We start from the raw sequence: 16,943 nt of genomic DNA, 5'->3' as shown, positions 1-16,943 counted from the left end.
AGCCTAGCGATTAGTAAAGATACCCACTGGCCGCGCCACGTATTAGGACAACTGTGGGACGGCTTCGGTTCGGTCGGCGGGCCGCGAAATCAGCAGCAGCCCCAGGTAGATGAGCGCGCCATTAAGTAGCAGAATTTCGAAGCCGAATTTGTAGCCGTTCAGCCATTCCACCGAGTGCGTCACGATGAGCAGCGTGAGGGCCACGCCGGCCACGCAGGTGGGCAGCACCAGCCCATCGCGCAGCTGCCGCGTGGTGAAAATGCCAAACGCAAACAGCCCCAGCAGCGGCCCGTAGGTGAAGCCGGCCGCCTTGTACACGGCATCAATCAGGCTCTGCTCGTTGAGGGCGCGGAAGATGAGGATGATGATAATCAGCACCACCGACCAGCCTAGGTGCGTAGCTTGCCGCAGCCGCGTTTGCCGGGCCTCGGGGTACTGCTTAATATTCAGAAAATCAACGCAAAACGAAGTGGTAAGTGCCGTGAGCGCCGAGTCGGCCGAGGCATAGGTGACGGCGATAATGCCCAGAATGAAGATGATGCCCGCCGCCAGCGAAAACTGCGTGGTGGCCAGATACGGAAAAACCTTGTCGGTATCGAGCGTGCCCTTGGCAGTGAGCAGCTGCGGCATATGGGCCAGGTCGAGGCCCCTGGCGGCGGCGTATTTGTAGAGCAGCACCCCGAGCGTAAGAAACAGCACATTGACGCTCACGATGACCGGCGTAAACCAAAACAGGTTTTTCTGGGCCTCGCCGAGGCTGCGGCAGCTCAGGTTTTTTTGCATTAAGTCCTGGTCGAGGCCCGTCATTACGATGGTAATGAACATGCCGGAGGCGAATTGCTTCCAGAAGAATTTATCGTCGCGAAAATTGTCGAAATACACCTGCGACATCGGGCTGGTGCGCACCGTCGAGATGAGCTGCTTGAAGGAGTAGTTCAGCGCATCCGACATGAAGTAGATGCTCAGCGCCACGCAGCTCAGCATGGCTAGGGTCTGGAAGGTATCGGTCCAGAGAATGGTCTTGAGCCCGCCCTTAAAGGTGTAGAGATAGATAAATAAGATACTGACTACGACCGTAATAGAAAAAGGTACGCCCATAGCATCGAACACGGCCAGCTGCAGCACGCCCGCCACCAGGTAGAGCCGCAGGGCCGACCCTAGCGAGCGCGAAATCAGGAAAAACAGCGCGCCCGTTTTGTAGCTCCAGTAGCCAAACCGCTGCTCCAGATAGGAATAAATGCTGACCAACTGCAAGCGGTAGTAGAGCGGCAGCAGCACCGTACCAATAACCAGGTAGCCCGCCACGAAGCCCAGCGCTACGGCCAGGTAGCTCCAGCTTTTGCCCTGCACGTTGCCCGGCACCGAGATAAACGTGACGCCCGAAAGCGAGGTGCCAATCATGGCGAAGGCCACCATGTACCACGGCGCGTTGCGGTTAGCGATGAAGAAGCTCTCGCTCGTGGCCTTGCGCGAAGTGAGTACCGCAATGAGAATCAGTACGGCGAAGTAGCCTGCAATCAGACTTAAAATAAGGGTCGGCGACATAGGCGGCAAAGGTACGGCCCCGCCATGCCCATCTGGCGGCCCGCAGCAAGCAGCTTGCCGCGCCTGAAGGAGTCGTGCGAACTTGAAAAGCTGCTTTGCAGGCGGGCGTCAGATGAGCCCGACAAACGGACTATTCCCAGGCTGGCCAGCGCATGATTTCGCCCACGGCGGGCGCGTGCAGCGCGCCGCGCAGCAGCCCGCCGGCCGCTACTTCAGTGAGCAGGCGCAGCGGCTCGGAAGCGGGCTCGTCGCTCAGGTCGAAGGTGCCGTAGTGCATGGGCACCACGTGGCCGGCGCGCAGCACGTTGGCTGCCTTGGCGGCCTCGTGGGGGTTCACGTGGCTCAAGTGCATCATAAACGGCGGCTTGTAGGCGCCGATGGGCATGAGTACAATGTCCAAGGGGCCAAACGTTTGCTCAATCTGCTCGAAGTGGTCGCCGTAGCTCGTATCGCCCGCGAAGTAGATGAGGCGGTCGTCGGTTTTAATTAAAAAACTGCCCCACAATACTTTATTGAGGTCGGTGAGGCCACGCCGATGCCAGTGGCTAGCCGGCAGGTAGTAGATTTCAAAAGGCGCCTCGGGGCCTAGGTCGTACTGCTGCCACCAGCCGGCTTCCTGCACCGGCAGGTTGGGGGCCATGCCGCGCAGCAGGCTAGCCATGCCCAGCGACGAGAGTACCTTCAACTGCGGGTTCTGGCTAGCCAGCTGCTTGACGGACTTTTCATCCAGGTGGTCGCGGTGGCCGTGCGAGAGCAGCAGGTAGTCGAGGTTGCGCACGTCTTCGGGCCGGCAGGGCAGCGCGTGGCGGTGCCGCAGCCCCAGCGACGAAAACAGCACCGGGTCAAACAGCAGGCTCACGCCTCTGATGCGCAGCAGGAAACACGCGTGCCCCAGCCACACCAGCATGTCCTCGGTCGAGAAAAAAGCCTCGGCGCAGGGCACCACGGCGGGCGCCCAGGTGTCCTTTTTCTTCTCTTCCTTCTGCGGATTGGCCGTGAGCTGCCAGCGTAGCGCTGTGCCGAAGGAAGGCTCGAAGAGCGCTTCGCCATTGCAAAACTCATTGCCAATGAGCTTGTTGCCTACGTAGCCGGGGCGAATGGTACGGAGCGCCTCATTGCGGCGATACTGAACGGAAGCAGACATAAGGGCAGGCAAAACAAACGGTACAAATCGGCCGCAAAGTTGTTATAGTACCGGAAGCAGCGGCCAAAGTTCGTGAGTTGGCCGTCGCAATCCCATTCACCCGTTTTACCACCTTTTTTCATGAGCGACAATCAATTTTTGCCCGACCGCGACCGGTCCGTCGCCCACCAGCTTTCGGCCGAAGAGGCCGCCCGCATTCAGGCGCAGTTCTTTGCCCAGGTCTACGGCTGGATGGCCGCCGGCCTGGCCCTCACGGGCGGCGTCGCGCTGTTTGCCGCCGGCACGCCGGCTGTGCTGGAGTTTGTTTTCGGCACGCGCTTCGTATTCATCGGCCTTATTATTGCCGAGCTGGTGCTGGTCGGCTTTCTGTCGGCCCGCGTTTTTCAGTGGAGCCGGGGCCAGGCGCAGGCCGCCTTTATTGGCTACGCGCTGCTCAACGGCCTCACGCTGAGCGTACTATTCCTAGCCTACACGGCCGATTCGATTGCTTCGACTTTTTTCACCACGGCCATCATGTTTGGGGTGATGAGTGCCTTTGGCTACTTCACCAAATCCGACTTGTCGGGCTGGGGAAAGATGCTGAGCATGGCTATTATTGGCCTGTTCATCGCCTTGGTAGTGAATATGTTCCTGCACAACTCCACGCTCAACCTGGTGGCTTCCTTCATCGGCGTTATCCTCTTCACGGCCCTGGCCGCCTACGACACGCAGAAGCTCAAGCAGCTAGCCTTCCTGGGCGTGACGGAAGGCGAGGAGATGCACGACAAGGCCTCCATTCTGGGCGCGCTCATGCTGTATCTGGACTTCGTCAACCTGTTCCTGTTTTTACTGCGCTTCTTCGGCCGTCGCCGCTAGGCTCTGGTAGTCAGCACAACGCAAAAGCCCCGGCCGAAATCTTCGGCCGGGGCTTTTTGCTGTTTAATGGGCTAGCGGCCGCTTACTTGGCAGCGCTGGCTAGCCAGGCGGCGCGCTGCTCTTTCTGGGCGGCGGTGGCGGTCATTTTTTCCACGCTTTCCATGGGCTGAACCTGCACGTTGGTATCTTCGGTGAGCACTACCTGCACGCTGCGCTCAATGCCGGCGCGGTTGCGCACCTTCACCGGCACGAGGTCGGCGGGCGTGTGGCGGCGCATGATGCTTTCGAGGGTAGCCATGTTGTCAATTTTCTCGCCGTCGAGGGTCACAATCTGGTCGCCCCGGTCGATGCCGGCTTTGTAGAGGCCCGAGCCGATGGTGGTATTGCGGTTCAGGATGCAGCGGCCTTCCTCGTCAAACTCGACCTGGCGGGGCAGGGCGGCGGCCAGTGCCTTCACCGGCACCACGGCCAGGCCCATCGTGGCCAGGTTTTCGTTGAAGCGCGGCGCCTCATGCCCGTAGATGTAGCGGCGGAAGAACGAGCCCGCAAACGCCGTATCCTTGGCTACGGTGCCCAGCACGCGCTGCAAGTCTTTCACAGTAAAGGATTTGGCGGGGGCTAGCGCCGCCGTTTGGGGCTTGCCAAACTCCAGCCACATGGCCTGCATGTACTTGTCGAGCGAGGTGTGGTAGCGCTGGCGCAGCTGCAAGTCGAGGCACAGGGCTAGCCCCGCACCCTGGATGTAGTACGAGAGGTAGGTGTTGCTGCGGTTGGTGGGGTCGAGCGACACGGCCGCGTCGGTGAAAGCCGCCTGCCGGCTCATCTCGATGGGCGAGGCGTAGCGGGCGCCGGGCGAGTTGAGGCGCGCATTCACCCACGAGCTGACGCGCTCAAAAAACTGCTCATCATCGTAGAAGCCCGCCCGGCGCAGAATCAGCTCGCCGTAGTACTGCGTAAAGCCCTCCCCGAACCAGAGCGCGTCGCTCATATTAGTGCGCTGAAAATCAAACGGCTCCAGGCCCTGCGAGCGGATGCGCTCGGTGTTGTAGGAGTGGAAAAACTCGTGCGCCACGGTGCCCAGGTTGTGCAGGGCGCCTTCCTCGCGCAGCGGCTGCGGCGAGGTAAGCGAGGTCGAGTTGCGGTGCTCCATGCCGTCGCCGGTGGCCTGGGGCAGGTAGTCGGCCAGGAAGGTGTAGCGGCCGAAATCAAACTGCGGGTACTCGCCGCCGTACACGCCGGCCGCCTCACGCACCACTTTCTGGGTTTTCTTCACGAAGGCATCGACCTCGCCGGCCGTGCCGGGGTAATAGGTTGCCATCTCGAAGTTGCGCCCGCCATCCTGCCAGGTGTGCAGAAACTGCGACGACCCCAGCACCGTGGGGCTGTCCATAAAATACTGGAGGTTAGGGGCCGTAAAGGTCGTTTTATCCTCGCCGGCCGCCCGTAGCTGGGTGGCCACCTTCCAGTTGGCCGGCAAGTCAAATTTCACCTCGGCCGGCCGGGTTTCCATGCCCTGCGCGTAGCAGAACACGGCTGGCATATTCAGGTGCGCGTGCTGCTGGTCGATGCCGGCAAACGTGCCGTCCGAGCGGTCGCCGTACACGGTATAGTTAAACTGTACCGTGCCGTCGGCGCCCGGCGCTATTTCCCAAGAGTAGGGGTCGGGCCGGTTGATAGCCAATAGTTTGCCCGTGCCATCGGTAGCGATGGTGTAGTACACGTTCTTCACAAAATCGTGCAGCGCGTAGCGCCCCGGCGACGAACGCGCCATGCGTACTACCAGCTTCTGGCCGGGGGGCAGGCCCGCAAACGTAGCTGCCACGCGCACCTCGTGGTGCACGGCATTCGGAAATGAAACCGCGTAGCGCACGGCCGGGCCATCGGCCTTTACCGAGGCTACCTGCCGGGGGGCCGCGTTAGGCGTCGGCTTAGCGGCCGGCACTGCTGCTGGCTGGGCACTAGCCGCTGGCGGAGCTGCCTCAGCAGCAGTTTTAGGTAGCGGCGCGGCCACTGGTCGAGCCGCCGGAGCAGCGGCCGGCTTAGCCGACTTGGTGGCCGCTGCCACTGCTGGCTTGGCTGCTGAGGCGGCTACTGGCTTAGCTGCTGGGGCGGCTACCGGGCGCGCGGCAGGCTGGACTGCCGGGGCCAGGGGCTTAGCTACCGGGCCGGCGGCCAGCTTGGTAGGTATGGTAGGTTTGGGTTTGACAGGCAGGCTAGGGGTTGGTTTTCGAGCAGTAGTAGGTACCGTAATGCTGGCCAGCAGCATAGTGCCAGGAGCCTGGGCGAGCGCCAGGCCAGGCAGCCCAACCAGTGCCATGCCAGCCAAACCTTTCGTGCGCAGAAGTTTTTTCATAAAAACCAGTTGAATAATACTAAATTGTATTGATAGTGGGGCTAGCGTAGTTTTAGCCGATGCAAAGTAAATAGGAAATAAGCACTGCTGAGCGGTTTTTCAACCTATTTCATAGGTTTTTATTTTCAGGTTATTTTAGGACTATCCCGGTTATGGCGTTACCAAAAAAAAGTTGTACCCAATTAGGATTTAGACCCAGCGCGGCTAGCTCGGTGGGCCAGGGAGGCAGCTGCTGCACCCGCAGCCCCACCGTAAAGCCAAAAAACCAGTACATCGCCCGCAGTAGCCAATGCCGCCAGCCGCGCCGCGCCGGCCGAAAGTCGGTTACCAGCCACGGCGCGCCGGGGCAGCGGGCCGCCTGCAGCCGGGCTAGCGCACCCGGCAGGGCTACCTCGGTAAAGCAGTCGAGCACAAAAAAAGTAACGATTACCTCGAACTGCTCGCCGGGCCGCAGGCTGGCCTCGGTGCCCTGGCGCAGCTCCACGGTGGCGCCGGGCGGGGCCGGGTGCCGGCGCAGCCGGGCGCGGGTGCGGGCCAGCATAGCCGCCGATACTTCCAGGTACAGCACCTGGGCCTGGGGGCGCTGCCGCCAGATTTCGCCCAGCACCCAGCCGGCGCCGCCGCCCAGCACCAGCACGCGCGGTGCCGGGCCGGCCGGTAGCCCGGCGGCCAGGGTAGCCCGCTGCGCCCGTCGCAGCGCCCCGCCAAATACTAGCCCCGCCAGCGCATCATAAAACCAGGCAACGGGTCCGAAGTCAGCCCCGGCAGGGCTGGCAGGCGAGGCAGAAGGGGAGGAAACAGTCATTGAAAGCGAAAAAGAGTGGGGTAAAGGCAGTAGAGCGGGCGTATTGTACTCCAAAAGCGCCGTTTTAAATAAAAAAATGCGGGCGCAAGTAGCTGAAAAACAATTTTTCGAGGCGTTGGCTAGGAGTAGCCCCGCCAAAAATGCGGCAGTGCGCTTGCGTGAAGCCGCCGGTGCCCGCTATCTTTGCACCACCAACAGCAACCACCGACCGAGTGGCCCCGCTGCTGGGCGTCGTTTGCGCTTGTGGCGAAATTGGTAGACGCGCTGTCTTCAGGCGGCAGTTCCGCAAGGTGTGAGAGTTCGAGTCTCTCCGAGCGCACGATTTAAGTACGAAAAGCCAGCCCGAAAACGGCTGGCTTTTTTGTTGTTGCGGCGGACGGTGCGGGCGGGGGTAGCCAATGCTGCGAAAATTCCGTTCAACGTACTTTTCTGCTTTTCTGCCCGCCATGCCTGCTCCCGTCGCGCCGCCCGATTCTCCTGCTGCTTCGTCTTCGCGCGCGGCCGGGCTAGCGGGGTTGCTCACGGCGGAGGTGCTGGTAGGTGGGGCGCTGTTTTTGCTGGCGTTCGGGTTGTTTTTTTACCTCACGCGGGTAGTTTTTCGCGAGCACTCGCAGGTGTTCGACAACTGGGGCTTTGCCCAGATGGACGCCCTGCGGGCCGCCCACCCGTGGCTGACGCCGTGGGTTTTCCGGCTCACGTTCTTCGGCTCGGTCCTATTTTTTGTGCCGGCTAGCCTGCTGGTGCCGCTGGTGCTCTACCGGCGCGGCTACACCCGCTACGCTATCGAGCTGCTGCTGTCGATGGGCGGCTCGTTCATCCTCAACGAGTTGCTGAAGGTGTGGTTTCACCGCGACCGGCCCACCACGGCCTTCATCTACCAGTACGGCCTTAGCTTTCCGAGCGGCCACGCCATGATGAGTATGGCCTTTTACGGCTGCCTGGCCTGGCTGGCGGTGCAGCACGGCGGGCGCTGGGGCTGGGCCAGCTTGCTGGTGCTGTGGGCGCTGCTCATTGGCTGCTCGCGCATGTATCTGCACGTGCACTACCCCACCGATGTGGTGGCCGGCTTTGCGGGCGGTACGGCGTGGCTGGTGCTGCTGCGCACAGGCCTGCGCCTGTTCTGGACGGAGGAAAAAAAGATAAACCAGCGCGCGGCCGACGAGCCGCCGGCGCAGCCCTAGCCCGGCCGGGCTAGGGAGCTAGGGCACCAGCAATACTTTTTGGCTGCCCAGGGGCTGGCCGGCCCCATCCTGCGCTTGCAGGTAGTAGAGGCCCGGCCCGAGCGCGCGCACATCGAGCTCGGTTTGCTGCTGGAAGTGGGTTTGGCTTACTACGCGGCCGGTGGCATCGAGCAGGCGCAGGCTCACAACGGCCTGCGGGTCAGCAAACTGCACCCATAGCCTGCGCTGCGCCGGCTGGGGCCAGGCAAGCAGCGTGGCGGCGGTCGGCGCGGCAGCTACCGCTACCATTGGCGAGTAAGTTTGCGCCCCATCCGCATCTAGTTGCTGAAGGCGGTAATACGTGAGCGCACTGGGAGCCGCATTATCCTGAAACGCGTAGCTGGCCGGCTGCTGGGGCCGGCCCTGGCTGGGCACGAAGCCCAGGGTTTCGAACGCCGCGCCCGGCTGGCGCTGCCGCTGCACCGCAAAGCCCCGGCTAGCCTGCTCGGAGGCCGTTTGCCAGGCTAGCGCCACGGCGCCGCCCGCCCGGCGCCGGGCCGTAAAAGCCGTCAGCACCACGGGCAGAGGCGCCGGGGCGGCCAGCTGCACCGCAAAAGCCGTGGCCTGGCCAAAGCTGAGGTGCAGCTGCTGCCGGGCCGCGTCGTAGCGGCTGCTGGCCAGGCCCGGGCCGGCCACGCTGGCGGGCGCGCTCGCCAGGGCCAGCACGAGGCTGGTGGCGCCGCTCACCGAGCCTTCGAAGCGGGTGGGGCTGCTTTTCTGCCAGCTGAGCGTGGTGCGGCGCGTGGCCCGCACCAGCGCCGTGGTATCGAGGTAGAGCGCGGTGCCCTGCGCCATGAAAAGCTGGGCAAACTGGCCGGTGCTGTCGGCCGAGTAAAAGTTTAGCTGGCCGTCGGCGCGCACCACTTGCGGCAGCAGGCCGCTGGCATCGGCTTGCAGCAGCGTATCGGCCTGGGCAAAAGCCACATCGATATATGCGCCCCCGGTGCCGGCCAGCGCCGCCGTGGCCGCCCCGCTGGTGGTGCGAAAGCGGGGGCGGCGGGCGCCAGTGGCATACGGGTACAGCGCCGCAAGAAACTGCGTTTGGGCGCGGCCACGTTGCTGCACGAGCAGGGTGGTGTGGTTTTCGGCGGTGTTATAGGTGGTTTCGTGAACGTTGGTGGCGCTGGTGTAGGTCGGGGCGCCGCCCGTGGCCGTGACGTGGGCCAGCAGGCTAGCCCCGCTTTTCTGCCAGGTACCCTCGTGCTGGGCCAGGCTATCGGCGAAGGTGCCGGTGCTGGCCGGACCGCCTGCCAGGCCCGCGCCGTGCAGCTGCCAGGTGTAGGTGTGCGGCGCGGCGGCCCGCACATCGTCGGCCAGCAGAAAATACGCATTACGCACAAACAGCGCTTTTCGCCCCAGGCTAGCCCCCTGATAGGCGGTTTGCACCTCGCCGTAGGTGAGCTGCGGCGTTTGCAGCGCGTAGCCAAGGGTGCTTTGGGCCGGGCTGGCGGCGCCGGGTGTGCCGATGGCCGGCCCGGCGCCATCGACCAGCACGAGGTTGTGGTTGGTAGCCTGGCCCACCTCGGCCCGGCGGGCGTAGCTGAGGTAGCCGGGGTCGAGGGCCAGCAGCTGGCCGTGGGCGTATAGCAAAAAGCTGCCCGCATCGCCCTGGCTGTGGCCGCCGGCATTGGCCTGGGCTAGCCCGCCCCGGCCGTAGAGATGCAGGTAAGTAGCCGCCGAGTCGCTGCCCGACCGAAACACCAGGTTGCCGCTGCCCGGCAGCACCGTGAGGGCCGGGCCGCTGGCCGGCGCCGGGGGTAGGGCTGCCGCCAGGTAGGCGGCGCGCATGTCCACGGTAGCGTCGCGAAGCTGGGCCGTGAGCGAATTCATGGGGCTGCCCGTGAGGCCACTCAGGGCTAGCGGTCGCACGTACCGGGCCTGGCCGGTGAGGGCCAGCTCGGGCATGGCCATATCCACGTAAGAATCTTCCAGCGCCGGCAGGCGGCCATCGGGCAGCATAATGGCCGTGAGCCAGTCGTAGAGCCGCGCGTACTTGGGGTCGAAGTAGGGATTTTGAATCGAGCGCGTGCTGGTGCCGAACGTGTAAGTCTGGCGCGCATCGGGCAGAAAATTACCCAGCGCCCGAAAAAACGGCAGGCAGTTGAGCAGCGCGTATTTGCAGTAATACGGCCCCTCGGCGTAGCCCGCTACCTGGGTCGAGTCTGACTGCCGCTGGGCATCGCGCCACAGCACGTTGTCGATGTGGTAGAGGCCCGCGCCGGCCCAGGTGGCCGGCTGCTGGGTGTTGTCGGAACTGCTCGCCTCGCTCAGCACTACGGCCGCCATGCCCAGGGCCGCGGCGGTCATCAGGGTATGATTGTTCTTGATGGTGCCGAAGAAGGTAAAACCCATAAACGGCGTAGTTGCCTGCCGGTACAGGTTGCCGGCAAACACCTGCAAGCGCGCCTGGCTAGCGGCCAGCGAAGCTGGGGTTTCGCCGGCGCCGCGCAGCAGGTCGTAGGCTATCAGGTAGTCAATCAGCTCTTTCGAGCGCCACTGCCACTCGGTGTAGGGCGTGGTGCCCATCCGGGTCGCAAATACCTCCACGTCGGTATTGCTGCTCTCCAGCAGCGCCCGGGTAGTCGCCAAGAGGCTGGCCCGCTGGCCAGCGGCCAGCGGGGCTGGCGCCGTGCCCGTCGGCTGCTGGCCGAGTAGCACCACAAAAGCCGCATTCTTGGCAAAAGCGGCCCGCGCCCGCCGCCCATTCGCAGAGGTGTTGTCGCTGGTTGGGCGGCCCTGCACATCGGCATACAGCCCCGCGTAGAGCGCCTGGTTGCCAGGGATGCCCAGGCTTTCTCGCACCTGTGCCAAACTACTGGCTTTTAAAAGAATACGCGGGTAAGTCAGGTCGGCCCCGGTGGGTGCCCAGCTCCCCGATTGCGCACGCAGGCTACCTGCCGCCAACCAGCAGCAAAGCAACCACCAAACGGTAGGCCCTCTCATCCGACGGCCAGGGAAGTAGTAAAGGTGAGCGCGGCGCGGGAGCCGCTCGCAACGTGCTGCTGGCTAGCCTCTAAAGCCAGCAAAAAACGTAAGCAGTCGGGCATACTCTGTACATTGGGTTCAGCCGCCTAAAGCCGGCGGCCACTGGGGCCGCCGGTAGGCTTACCTATAAGGCTAGCTGATTAAACCGAGTAAATAAAACGACGAGAATAGGATAGGAATAAATTGTATTGCGAAGCTAGTAAGAGCTGAGAAGAATAAAAAATAAAACGGCTGATTACTTGAAAAATTACAAGTAATTAGCCGTTTTATGCTTGTTAAAAGCTGTTAGTGCGGATTGAATGCTATAAGATTAATTTGTTTTTGAAATTGTACTTTTAGATTAATAAATTTATAATGCGAGCCGGATAACATTCGCTGGTAATTACAGCTTCACCGTCACGCGCAGGGCTAGCAGGCCTTTCACGCCCTGCAGCTCTTCCAGCTCCAGCTCTTCTACCCCAGGCACCAGCAGGTTACGGTCTTGCAGGTAGTCAATATATTCGATATACTCGGTAGCCTCGCGGGGCTGGGCATACACCAGGGCCAGCTGGCCGGGTTGAGTCAGGCGCTCGCCGGTGCCAAGCACCGTGGCTTTGTCGATGCGCTTTTTAATTATCTCGTAGCGAATGTTATACGCGCCATCTACGTCGAATTGCCGCTCGTCCTGCCGGAAGCGGATGCTCAGGGGCTGCGAGTGAATGAGGATGAGCTGGGTCGTGTCGAGCGGCACCGGCAGCTCGGCCTTGATGGCGTGGGTGCGGCGCGTGATTTCGACCATCACCAGCAGCTGCCACAGGCGCAGATTCTTCAGAAACACCAGGTCGAAAGGCTTGTCCTGCACCAGGCTGCCGCCCACGTAGATATTGTGCTCCACGCCGTCGGTTTTCAGCCGCTGGAAGTAGTGCGGAAACATCTGCTGGGCCTTTTCCTCCTCCTCGTCGAGGTAGTCGCTGATGGTGTCGTTGAGGCGCGTCACGCTTTCCTCAAAGTCGCGGCGGCGGTGGTACAGAATGCCCAGGCGCGGGTCTATCTGCTGCCAGTAGGCCGCGATGGTCGGGCGCAGCTCCACGTTATTCTGCGCCAGGTACTCAAACAGCGGCTCTACCTCGGTGCGCAGCGAGTCGTAGATGCTCACCTCGTCGCCGCTGATAATACCCTGGCGCAGCCGGCGCAGGTTCTTGGTAACGTAGAACTTGAGCTCGTCCAGGATGGGAAGCTGCTGAAAGTCGGACGCCTTTTTGAGTACCCGGTTGGCTAGGGTCAGGTGCTCGATAAGGTCGCCCTGCACAGCCTCGTTGCGGGCTACGCTGCTGCCCCTGATGTCGCACGAGCCGTGCAACGGGTACACGTCCTCAAACACAATGGGCTCCATCTCGGCGGTGCGGTTGCCGTCTTCCTGCTTGGCCAGCAGGCGCCGGGCGGCGTCGTTGAAGCGCCACTCCATGGTGGGGTGGATGGCCGTAAACTTCTCCTTGATAATAGATTGAATGCGGGTTTCCAGGTCCTCGGCGTTGCGCTTTACGGCCACCGCAAACAGCGGCACGAACTGATTAACCAGCTCTAGGTCAAATTCATCCAGGCTATTGGCTTCGGGCGAGCCGATTTCGAGCAAGCCCACCGTGTCGGGGCCGTAGGGCAGCAGCGCCAGAATGGCCGAGTTGATGCCCATGCGCAAAATCTGCTGGCGCAGGCCTTCCGGGATGTCGGGCTCGGTGGCCACGTCTTCGAGCACCAGCGGGCGGCGCTCGCGCAGCAAGCGATTGTAGAGCTGCCGAAATTCGGCTTCGAGCTGCGAGCTTTGGAGCTGCTTGGTCAGAAAGCTGTGGTTGATTTTGCGGCCGAAGTCCACGAAGGCCTTCTTGCGCTCGTCGTAGGCCGCGATGCCCAGCTGCAGCGCCGGCCGGGCAAACAGCACCCGCAGCTTTTCCTGAATCTGCTCCAAGCGGTCGGAGGCCTGCAGCACGTCGCGCTCCAGCAGGTCGTACTTGAGCTCCGAAAGAATTTCCTGGGTCGTTACATCTACCAGTTGCAGCACCTGAAAGCCTTCAAACACAAAGTGTTCAGGCGGCAGCAGGGTGCGCCACAAGTCGAGGCGGTGGCGGTTGCGCACCAGCTCCTGCACCTGCTCGGGCGTAAGCACGGGCTTGTCGCCCACCACCAGCACGTGCACAAACGACGCGTCGAAGCTCAGCCCGTAGTGCCGATAGAGGCCGATGCGGTAGTCGGGCACCGTAAAGATAAATGCCCCCTGCTCAGGCACTTCGGCCCCGTATTCGCGCACCAGGATGAGCAGGTAGGCCATGCGCGTCAGCTGCATTTCCAGCGTGGCCAGGTCCACGTTGAGCGGCTGCTTAATGATGTGGTCGCGGCTGAGCAGTACCTCCGCAAAGCGCGACGTATAGTAAAAGCTCTGGCGCTGAAACGGCGCCACCGCCCCACTGATGGCCGTAGCCCGCGTAGCCGGCGGAAACACGGCCGTCATGAGCGTATCAACGGCTTCGGTGCAGCCTGCAAGCGTTTGAATATCATCGAGCGGGCCGCGGCCGCAGGGCATGTTCTGCACCTGCGCCATCACGGCGCGGGCCAGGTGCGCCACGCCGGGGTTGGCATCCTGCTCGCGGGTCTGCCAGTAGGCAATGAGCGGCTCCAGGCTTAGGCGCGTGGCAAACGGAAAGCCCGCCGGTCCCGCAGCTACCGGCGCTGGCTCGGTACCGGGCGGCGGGGCCAGGGCTTCGGCGGCGGCTGGCGAAAGAACAGGTGCAGAAGCAGGCATGGCAGAAGGTAAAAAGCGGTGAGCGAAACGCGGGCTGGCCCTACTTGACTACCGCATTGCTTTTGCTTAGTACGGTAGCAACGGAGCTGCCGTCTTGAGCAGTGATGGATTCTCCGTTCTTCTCAGTTACGTCGCGCGCTACTTTATTGGTACTCTTAGAATTAATCTGAAAGTACTTGAACGTGTTCTCGTAACAGGTCGTGCAGCCATCGGCATTGTAGCGGCCTTTGAGTTGAATGGAGTCCACGGCAAACTGATACGTATGGCCGGGCCGCACCGGCTTGTTCTGCACCGTTAGCAGGTAGCGGTAGGCCGTGAGCTTGCCCCCCGAAACACTCGGCGAAAAAGGAGAATTATTGCTGATAACCAAGGTGCTGTCACCAAGGCTGGCTTTTTTTAGCCGGGCCCGCAGGCCACTGGTGAGGCCAGCGCCCTGCTTGGCCCGGATGATGTTAATGGGGTCGGAATATGAGGCGGCGGTGGCCGCCACTGCGGGCGTCGCGCCGTTGGCCGGGATGGCAGCCCGGGCCGGCGTGTAGCGCTGCAAATACACCGTATCCAGCTCGGCCTTGGTGAAACCGTTGGGGCCGGTATCGAACTGAAAATACAGCGAGTCGGCGTACAGGTCGTCGCAGGTATTAGGGCTGTTGGCGCAGCAGCCGGCCACCAGGGCTAGCAAAGGCGCGCAGGCCGCGCCGCGAAGAAAAAGATTCATGGCTAGGGTAACGCAAAACCCGGCCCCGGCAGTGCCCCAACTGGCACCTTGCCGAAGCCGGGCTACACCAGGGCGGCCGGGCCGCCCTTCAAAATTACTGTTTGCTGCTGCTGCCGGGTAGCGTGGGATTGTTGACCGAGCCGCCCGTGAGCATGAGCGGGCGCAGGCGCGTCGCGGCCGTATCGAGCTGCGGCCGAATCTGGGCCAAGGCTTCTTTCAGGGCCAGCACGTCGGCCAGGCGCGGGGCCTCGGTTTGCGAGTAGCCGCTGTACATGGCTACTTTCACGTTGGAGGTGCCCTTGCCAGTGTAAGTGCCCAGCAGCTCACCGCTGGCGTTCATCATCTGCACCTCAGCTTGAATATCGGTTTTGTACCATTCGAGCGGGGCCCCGAAAATGCTGGGTATCAAGAAGGTGATAACCTGGGCAGCTTGCAGGCTGCGGCCGGTGCGCACGGTTTTTACTTTGGTTACTACCAGGCGGGCGTAGCCAAACGTGGCGGTGTCGGTGGGCTCTACCACGTTGCGCTGCATCTCGGCCTTGAACATGCGCAGCGGGTCTTCGGGCAGGGCGCCGTCGTTCATGGCCAGCGGGCCGGGGTCGGCGGTAATTTCCAGCGGAGGCAGGCGCTTGGAAATAGTGGCCGTGGGTACGGACGAAAAGGTGCCCTTCACCGACTTGCAGGCCCCAAGGCCAGCTAGCGCGAAAGTTGTCAGCCAAAGTGCGCGGCTAGCGGGAGAAAAAAATTTCATAAGCGAAGCAGACGTAGAATGGCAGTTGAACTATGCCAAGACGCTATTAGATATCGGAAAGGGAATCGATGGGAAAGGTAAATCGGAGAGCTAAGTTAAAGAGTCGGACCCAATTACTGCCACGTGCTGCTGACTTTCGCTAGGGAAAAAGCAAGGGGACATTTTTGTTTGGCTGGTCCGAAAAAATACTACTTTGGAGGTAGGCTAGTGGCCGGCTGGCCCGGCCGGCTCGGGGGCTAGCAACTCAGTCGGCGCCTCGTAGTTGTCGATAAACTCGCCCTCCCAGCGCGCTACCACGGCCGAGGCCAGGCAGTTGCCGAGCACGTTCACGGCCGTGCGGGCCATGTCCATGAGCGCGTCGATGCCCAGGATGATGAACACCGGCCAGGCCGGCAGATTAAACGACGGCAAGGTAGCGAGCAGGATAACGAGCGAGGCGCGGGGCACGCCCGCCACGCCTTTGCTGGTGAGCATGAGCGTGAACACGAGCAGCATCTGGTCGCCAAACGACAGGTGCACGCCCGCCGCCTGCGCCACAAACACCGCCGCCAGCGACAGGTAGAGTGTCGTGCCATCGAGGTTAAACGAGTAGCCCGTGGGCATCACGAAGGCCACGATGCGGCGCGGCACCCCGATGCTTTCCATCGCCTCCATGGCGCGGGGCAGGGCGGCCTCGCTGCTGGTGGTGGCAAACGCAATGCTCACCGGCTCGGCCACCGCCGCCACAAAGCGCCGCAGCGGAATGCGCATGAGCAGCGCCACCGGCAGCAGCACCAGCAGCACAAAGCCGATGAGCGCGCCGTACAGCGTGAGCAGCAGCTGAAACGCGTTGAGCAGCGGCCCGAAGCCCAGCTTGGCTACGGTGTAGGCCATTGCCCCGCCTACCCCTAGCGGCGCGAAGTACATGACCACGTTGGTGAACTTGAACATTACCTCCGACAGACTTTCGCAGAAGGCCAGCATCACGCGGCGGGGCTTTTCGGGCGTGAGCGCCAGGCCGATAGCGAAAATGATGGCGAACACCACCACTTGCAGCACCTGCCCCTCGGCTACCGACTTGGCAATGTTTTCGGGGAAGATGTGCAGGATGATGTCGGCCACCGTCTGGGGCGCGGCCACGGCCAGCGCGTCGGCCTTCTCGGCAATGGCGGTGTGCTTGATGCCTACGCCGGCCTTGGTAAAGTTGATGGCCGCTAGCCCGATAAACAGCGCAAAGGTAGTCACTACCTCAAAGTAAACCAACGCCTTAAGGCCCATGCGGCCTACCTGCTTGAGGTTGGCGTGGCCCGCAATGCCCACTACTAGCGTCGCAAATACCAGCGGGGCGATAATCGTTTTGACGAGGCGCAAAAAGGCGTCGCTCAGCACTTTCAGGTTCAGGGCCACGGCCGGGGCATCGTGGCCCAGCTCGATGCCGACCAGCATAGCCAGCACTATCCAGCCGGTGAGCGAGCGGCGCGGGGCCACGACCCAGGCCAATGCCCCTAGGGCGAGCCAGCGGGCGGCCGTGGCTAGGGTATCAGCTCCTTGACCCACTTGGCTACGCGCAGGCATCCCTACGGGTGGTGCCTGAGTAATCGCCCAATACGTGAGCGCGGCGGCTAATAAAATAAGCAAACCGGCCAGCGCGGCCGAGCGGGAAAACTTCATGCACTAAATGAAAGCAAACTGAAAACAGGCATCAAAGTACGGCACGCCGCGCCGAAACCCGGCCGCCAGGCTGGGCTGCTGGCGGCCCAGCCACCACAACTCCAGGTTTGTGCGCGCGCAAGTGCCACCTTTGCCGTCGCTAGCTAC

11 protein-coding genes and 1 tRNA gene are annotated in these 16,943 nt (G+C 62.3%); 3 read left to right on the top strand and 9 right to left on the bottom strand.

What is annotated here, in order from left to right; all coding sequences use genetic code 11:
- Positions 1-42: 42 nt before the first annotated feature.
- Positions 43-1,545 carry a sodium:solute symporter gene (locus GKZ68_RS09570; RefSeq protein ID WP_173113762.1) on the bottom strand — a complete coding sequence of 501 codons (1,503 nt, stop codon included), beginning with the start codon at positions 1,543-1,545 and terminating at the stop codon, positions 43-45.
- Positions 1,546-1,675: 130 nt separating this feature from the next.
- The gene (locus tag GKZ68_RS09565) at positions 1,676-2,689 is read right to left on the bottom strand and encodes an MBL fold metallo-hydrolase (RefSeq protein ID WP_173113759.1); all 1,014 of its coding nucleotides are present in this window, start codon (positions 2,687-2,689) and stop codon (positions 1,676-1,678) included.
- Positions 2,690-2,809: 120 nt separating this feature from the next.
- On the opposite strand from GKZ68_RS09565, the gene GKZ68_RS09560 reads away from it, so the two are divergent.
- Entirely contained in the window at positions 2,810-3,544 is a 735-nt protein-coding gene (locus GKZ68_RS09560; RefSeq protein WP_173113756.1) for a Bax inhibitor-1/YccA family protein, read from the top strand.
- An 82-nt stretch (positions 3,545-3,626) separates the two neighbouring features.
- Here the strand turns inward: GKZ68_RS09560 and GKZ68_RS09555 are convergent, their stop codons facing one another.
- Together GKZ68_RS09555 and GKZ68_RS09550 are read right to left on the bottom strand one after the other, a co-directional pair.
- Entirely contained in the window at positions 3,627-5,897 is a 2,271-nt protein-coding gene (locus GKZ68_RS09555) for a M61 family metallopeptidase (protein ID WP_173113753.1), read from the bottom strand.
- A gap of 130 nt (positions 5,898-6,027) precedes the next feature.
- Entirely contained in the window at positions 6,028-6,702 is a 675-nt protein-coding gene (locus GKZ68_RS09550) for a class I SAM-dependent methyltransferase (protein ID WP_173113750.1), read from the bottom strand.
- A 237-nt stretch (positions 6,703-6,939) separates the two neighbouring features.
- Between GKZ68_RS09550 and GKZ68_RS09545 the strand changes: the two genes are divergently transcribed.
- Positions 6,940-7,021 (top strand) — tRNA-Leu (locus tag GKZ68_RS09545).
- A 127-nt stretch (positions 7,022-7,148) separates the two neighbouring features.
- Positions 7,149-7,883 carry a phosphatase PAP2 family protein gene (locus GKZ68_RS09540; protein ID WP_173113748.1) on the top strand — a complete coding sequence of 245 codons (735 nt, stop codon included), beginning with the start codon at positions 7,149-7,151 and terminating at the stop codon, positions 7,881-7,883.
- Between the two features lie 18 nt (positions 7,884-7,901).
- Here the strand turns inward: GKZ68_RS09540 and GKZ68_RS09535 are convergent, their stop codons facing one another.
- From GKZ68_RS09535 to GKZ68_RS09515, 5 genes are all read right to left on the bottom strand, one after another.
- Positions 7,902-10,724 carry a heparinase II/III family protein gene (locus tag GKZ68_RS09535; protein ID WP_254244270.1) on the bottom strand — a complete coding sequence of 941 codons (2,823 nt, stop codon included), beginning with the start codon at positions 10,722-10,724 and terminating at the stop codon, positions 7,902-7,904.
- A 565-nt stretch (positions 10,725-11,289) separates the two neighbouring features.
- Positions 11,290-13,680: a GAF domain-containing protein gene (locus GKZ68_RS09530; protein ID WP_173113743.1), complete on the bottom strand. Its 2,391-nt coding sequence runs from the start codon at positions 13,678-13,680 to the stop codon at positions 11,290-11,292.
- Between the two features lie 40 nt (positions 13,681-13,720).
- On the bottom strand, positions 13,721-14,395 hold the full coding sequence (locus tag GKZ68_RS09525) for a hypothetical protein (RefSeq protein WP_173113740.1): 675 nt from the start codon (positions 14,393-14,395) through the stop codon (positions 13,721-13,723).
- Positions 14,396-14,489: 94 nt separating this feature from the next.
- Positions 14,490-15,146 (bottom strand): hypothetical protein, encoded by a 657-nt coding sequence (locus tag GKZ68_RS09520; protein ID WP_173113737.1) that lies wholly within the window; start codon positions 15,144-15,146, stop codon positions 14,490-14,492.
- A gap of 204 nt (positions 15,147-15,350) precedes the next feature.
- On the bottom strand, positions 15,351-16,796 hold the full coding sequence (locus GKZ68_RS09515) for a dicarboxylate/amino acid:cation symporter (protein WP_173113734.1): 1,446 nt from the start codon (positions 16,794-16,796) through the stop codon (positions 15,351-15,353).
- Between the last annotated feature and the right edge of the window lie 147 nt (positions 16,797-16,943).

The organism is Hymenobacter sp. BRD128, assembly GCF_013256625.1.
Taxonomy (GTDB): Bacteria; Bacteroidota; Bacteroidia; order Cytophagales; family Hymenobacteraceae; genus Hymenobacter.
Note: the sequence above shows the minus strand (reverse complement) of the source record. Positions and strands in the feature narration are given on the sequence as shown.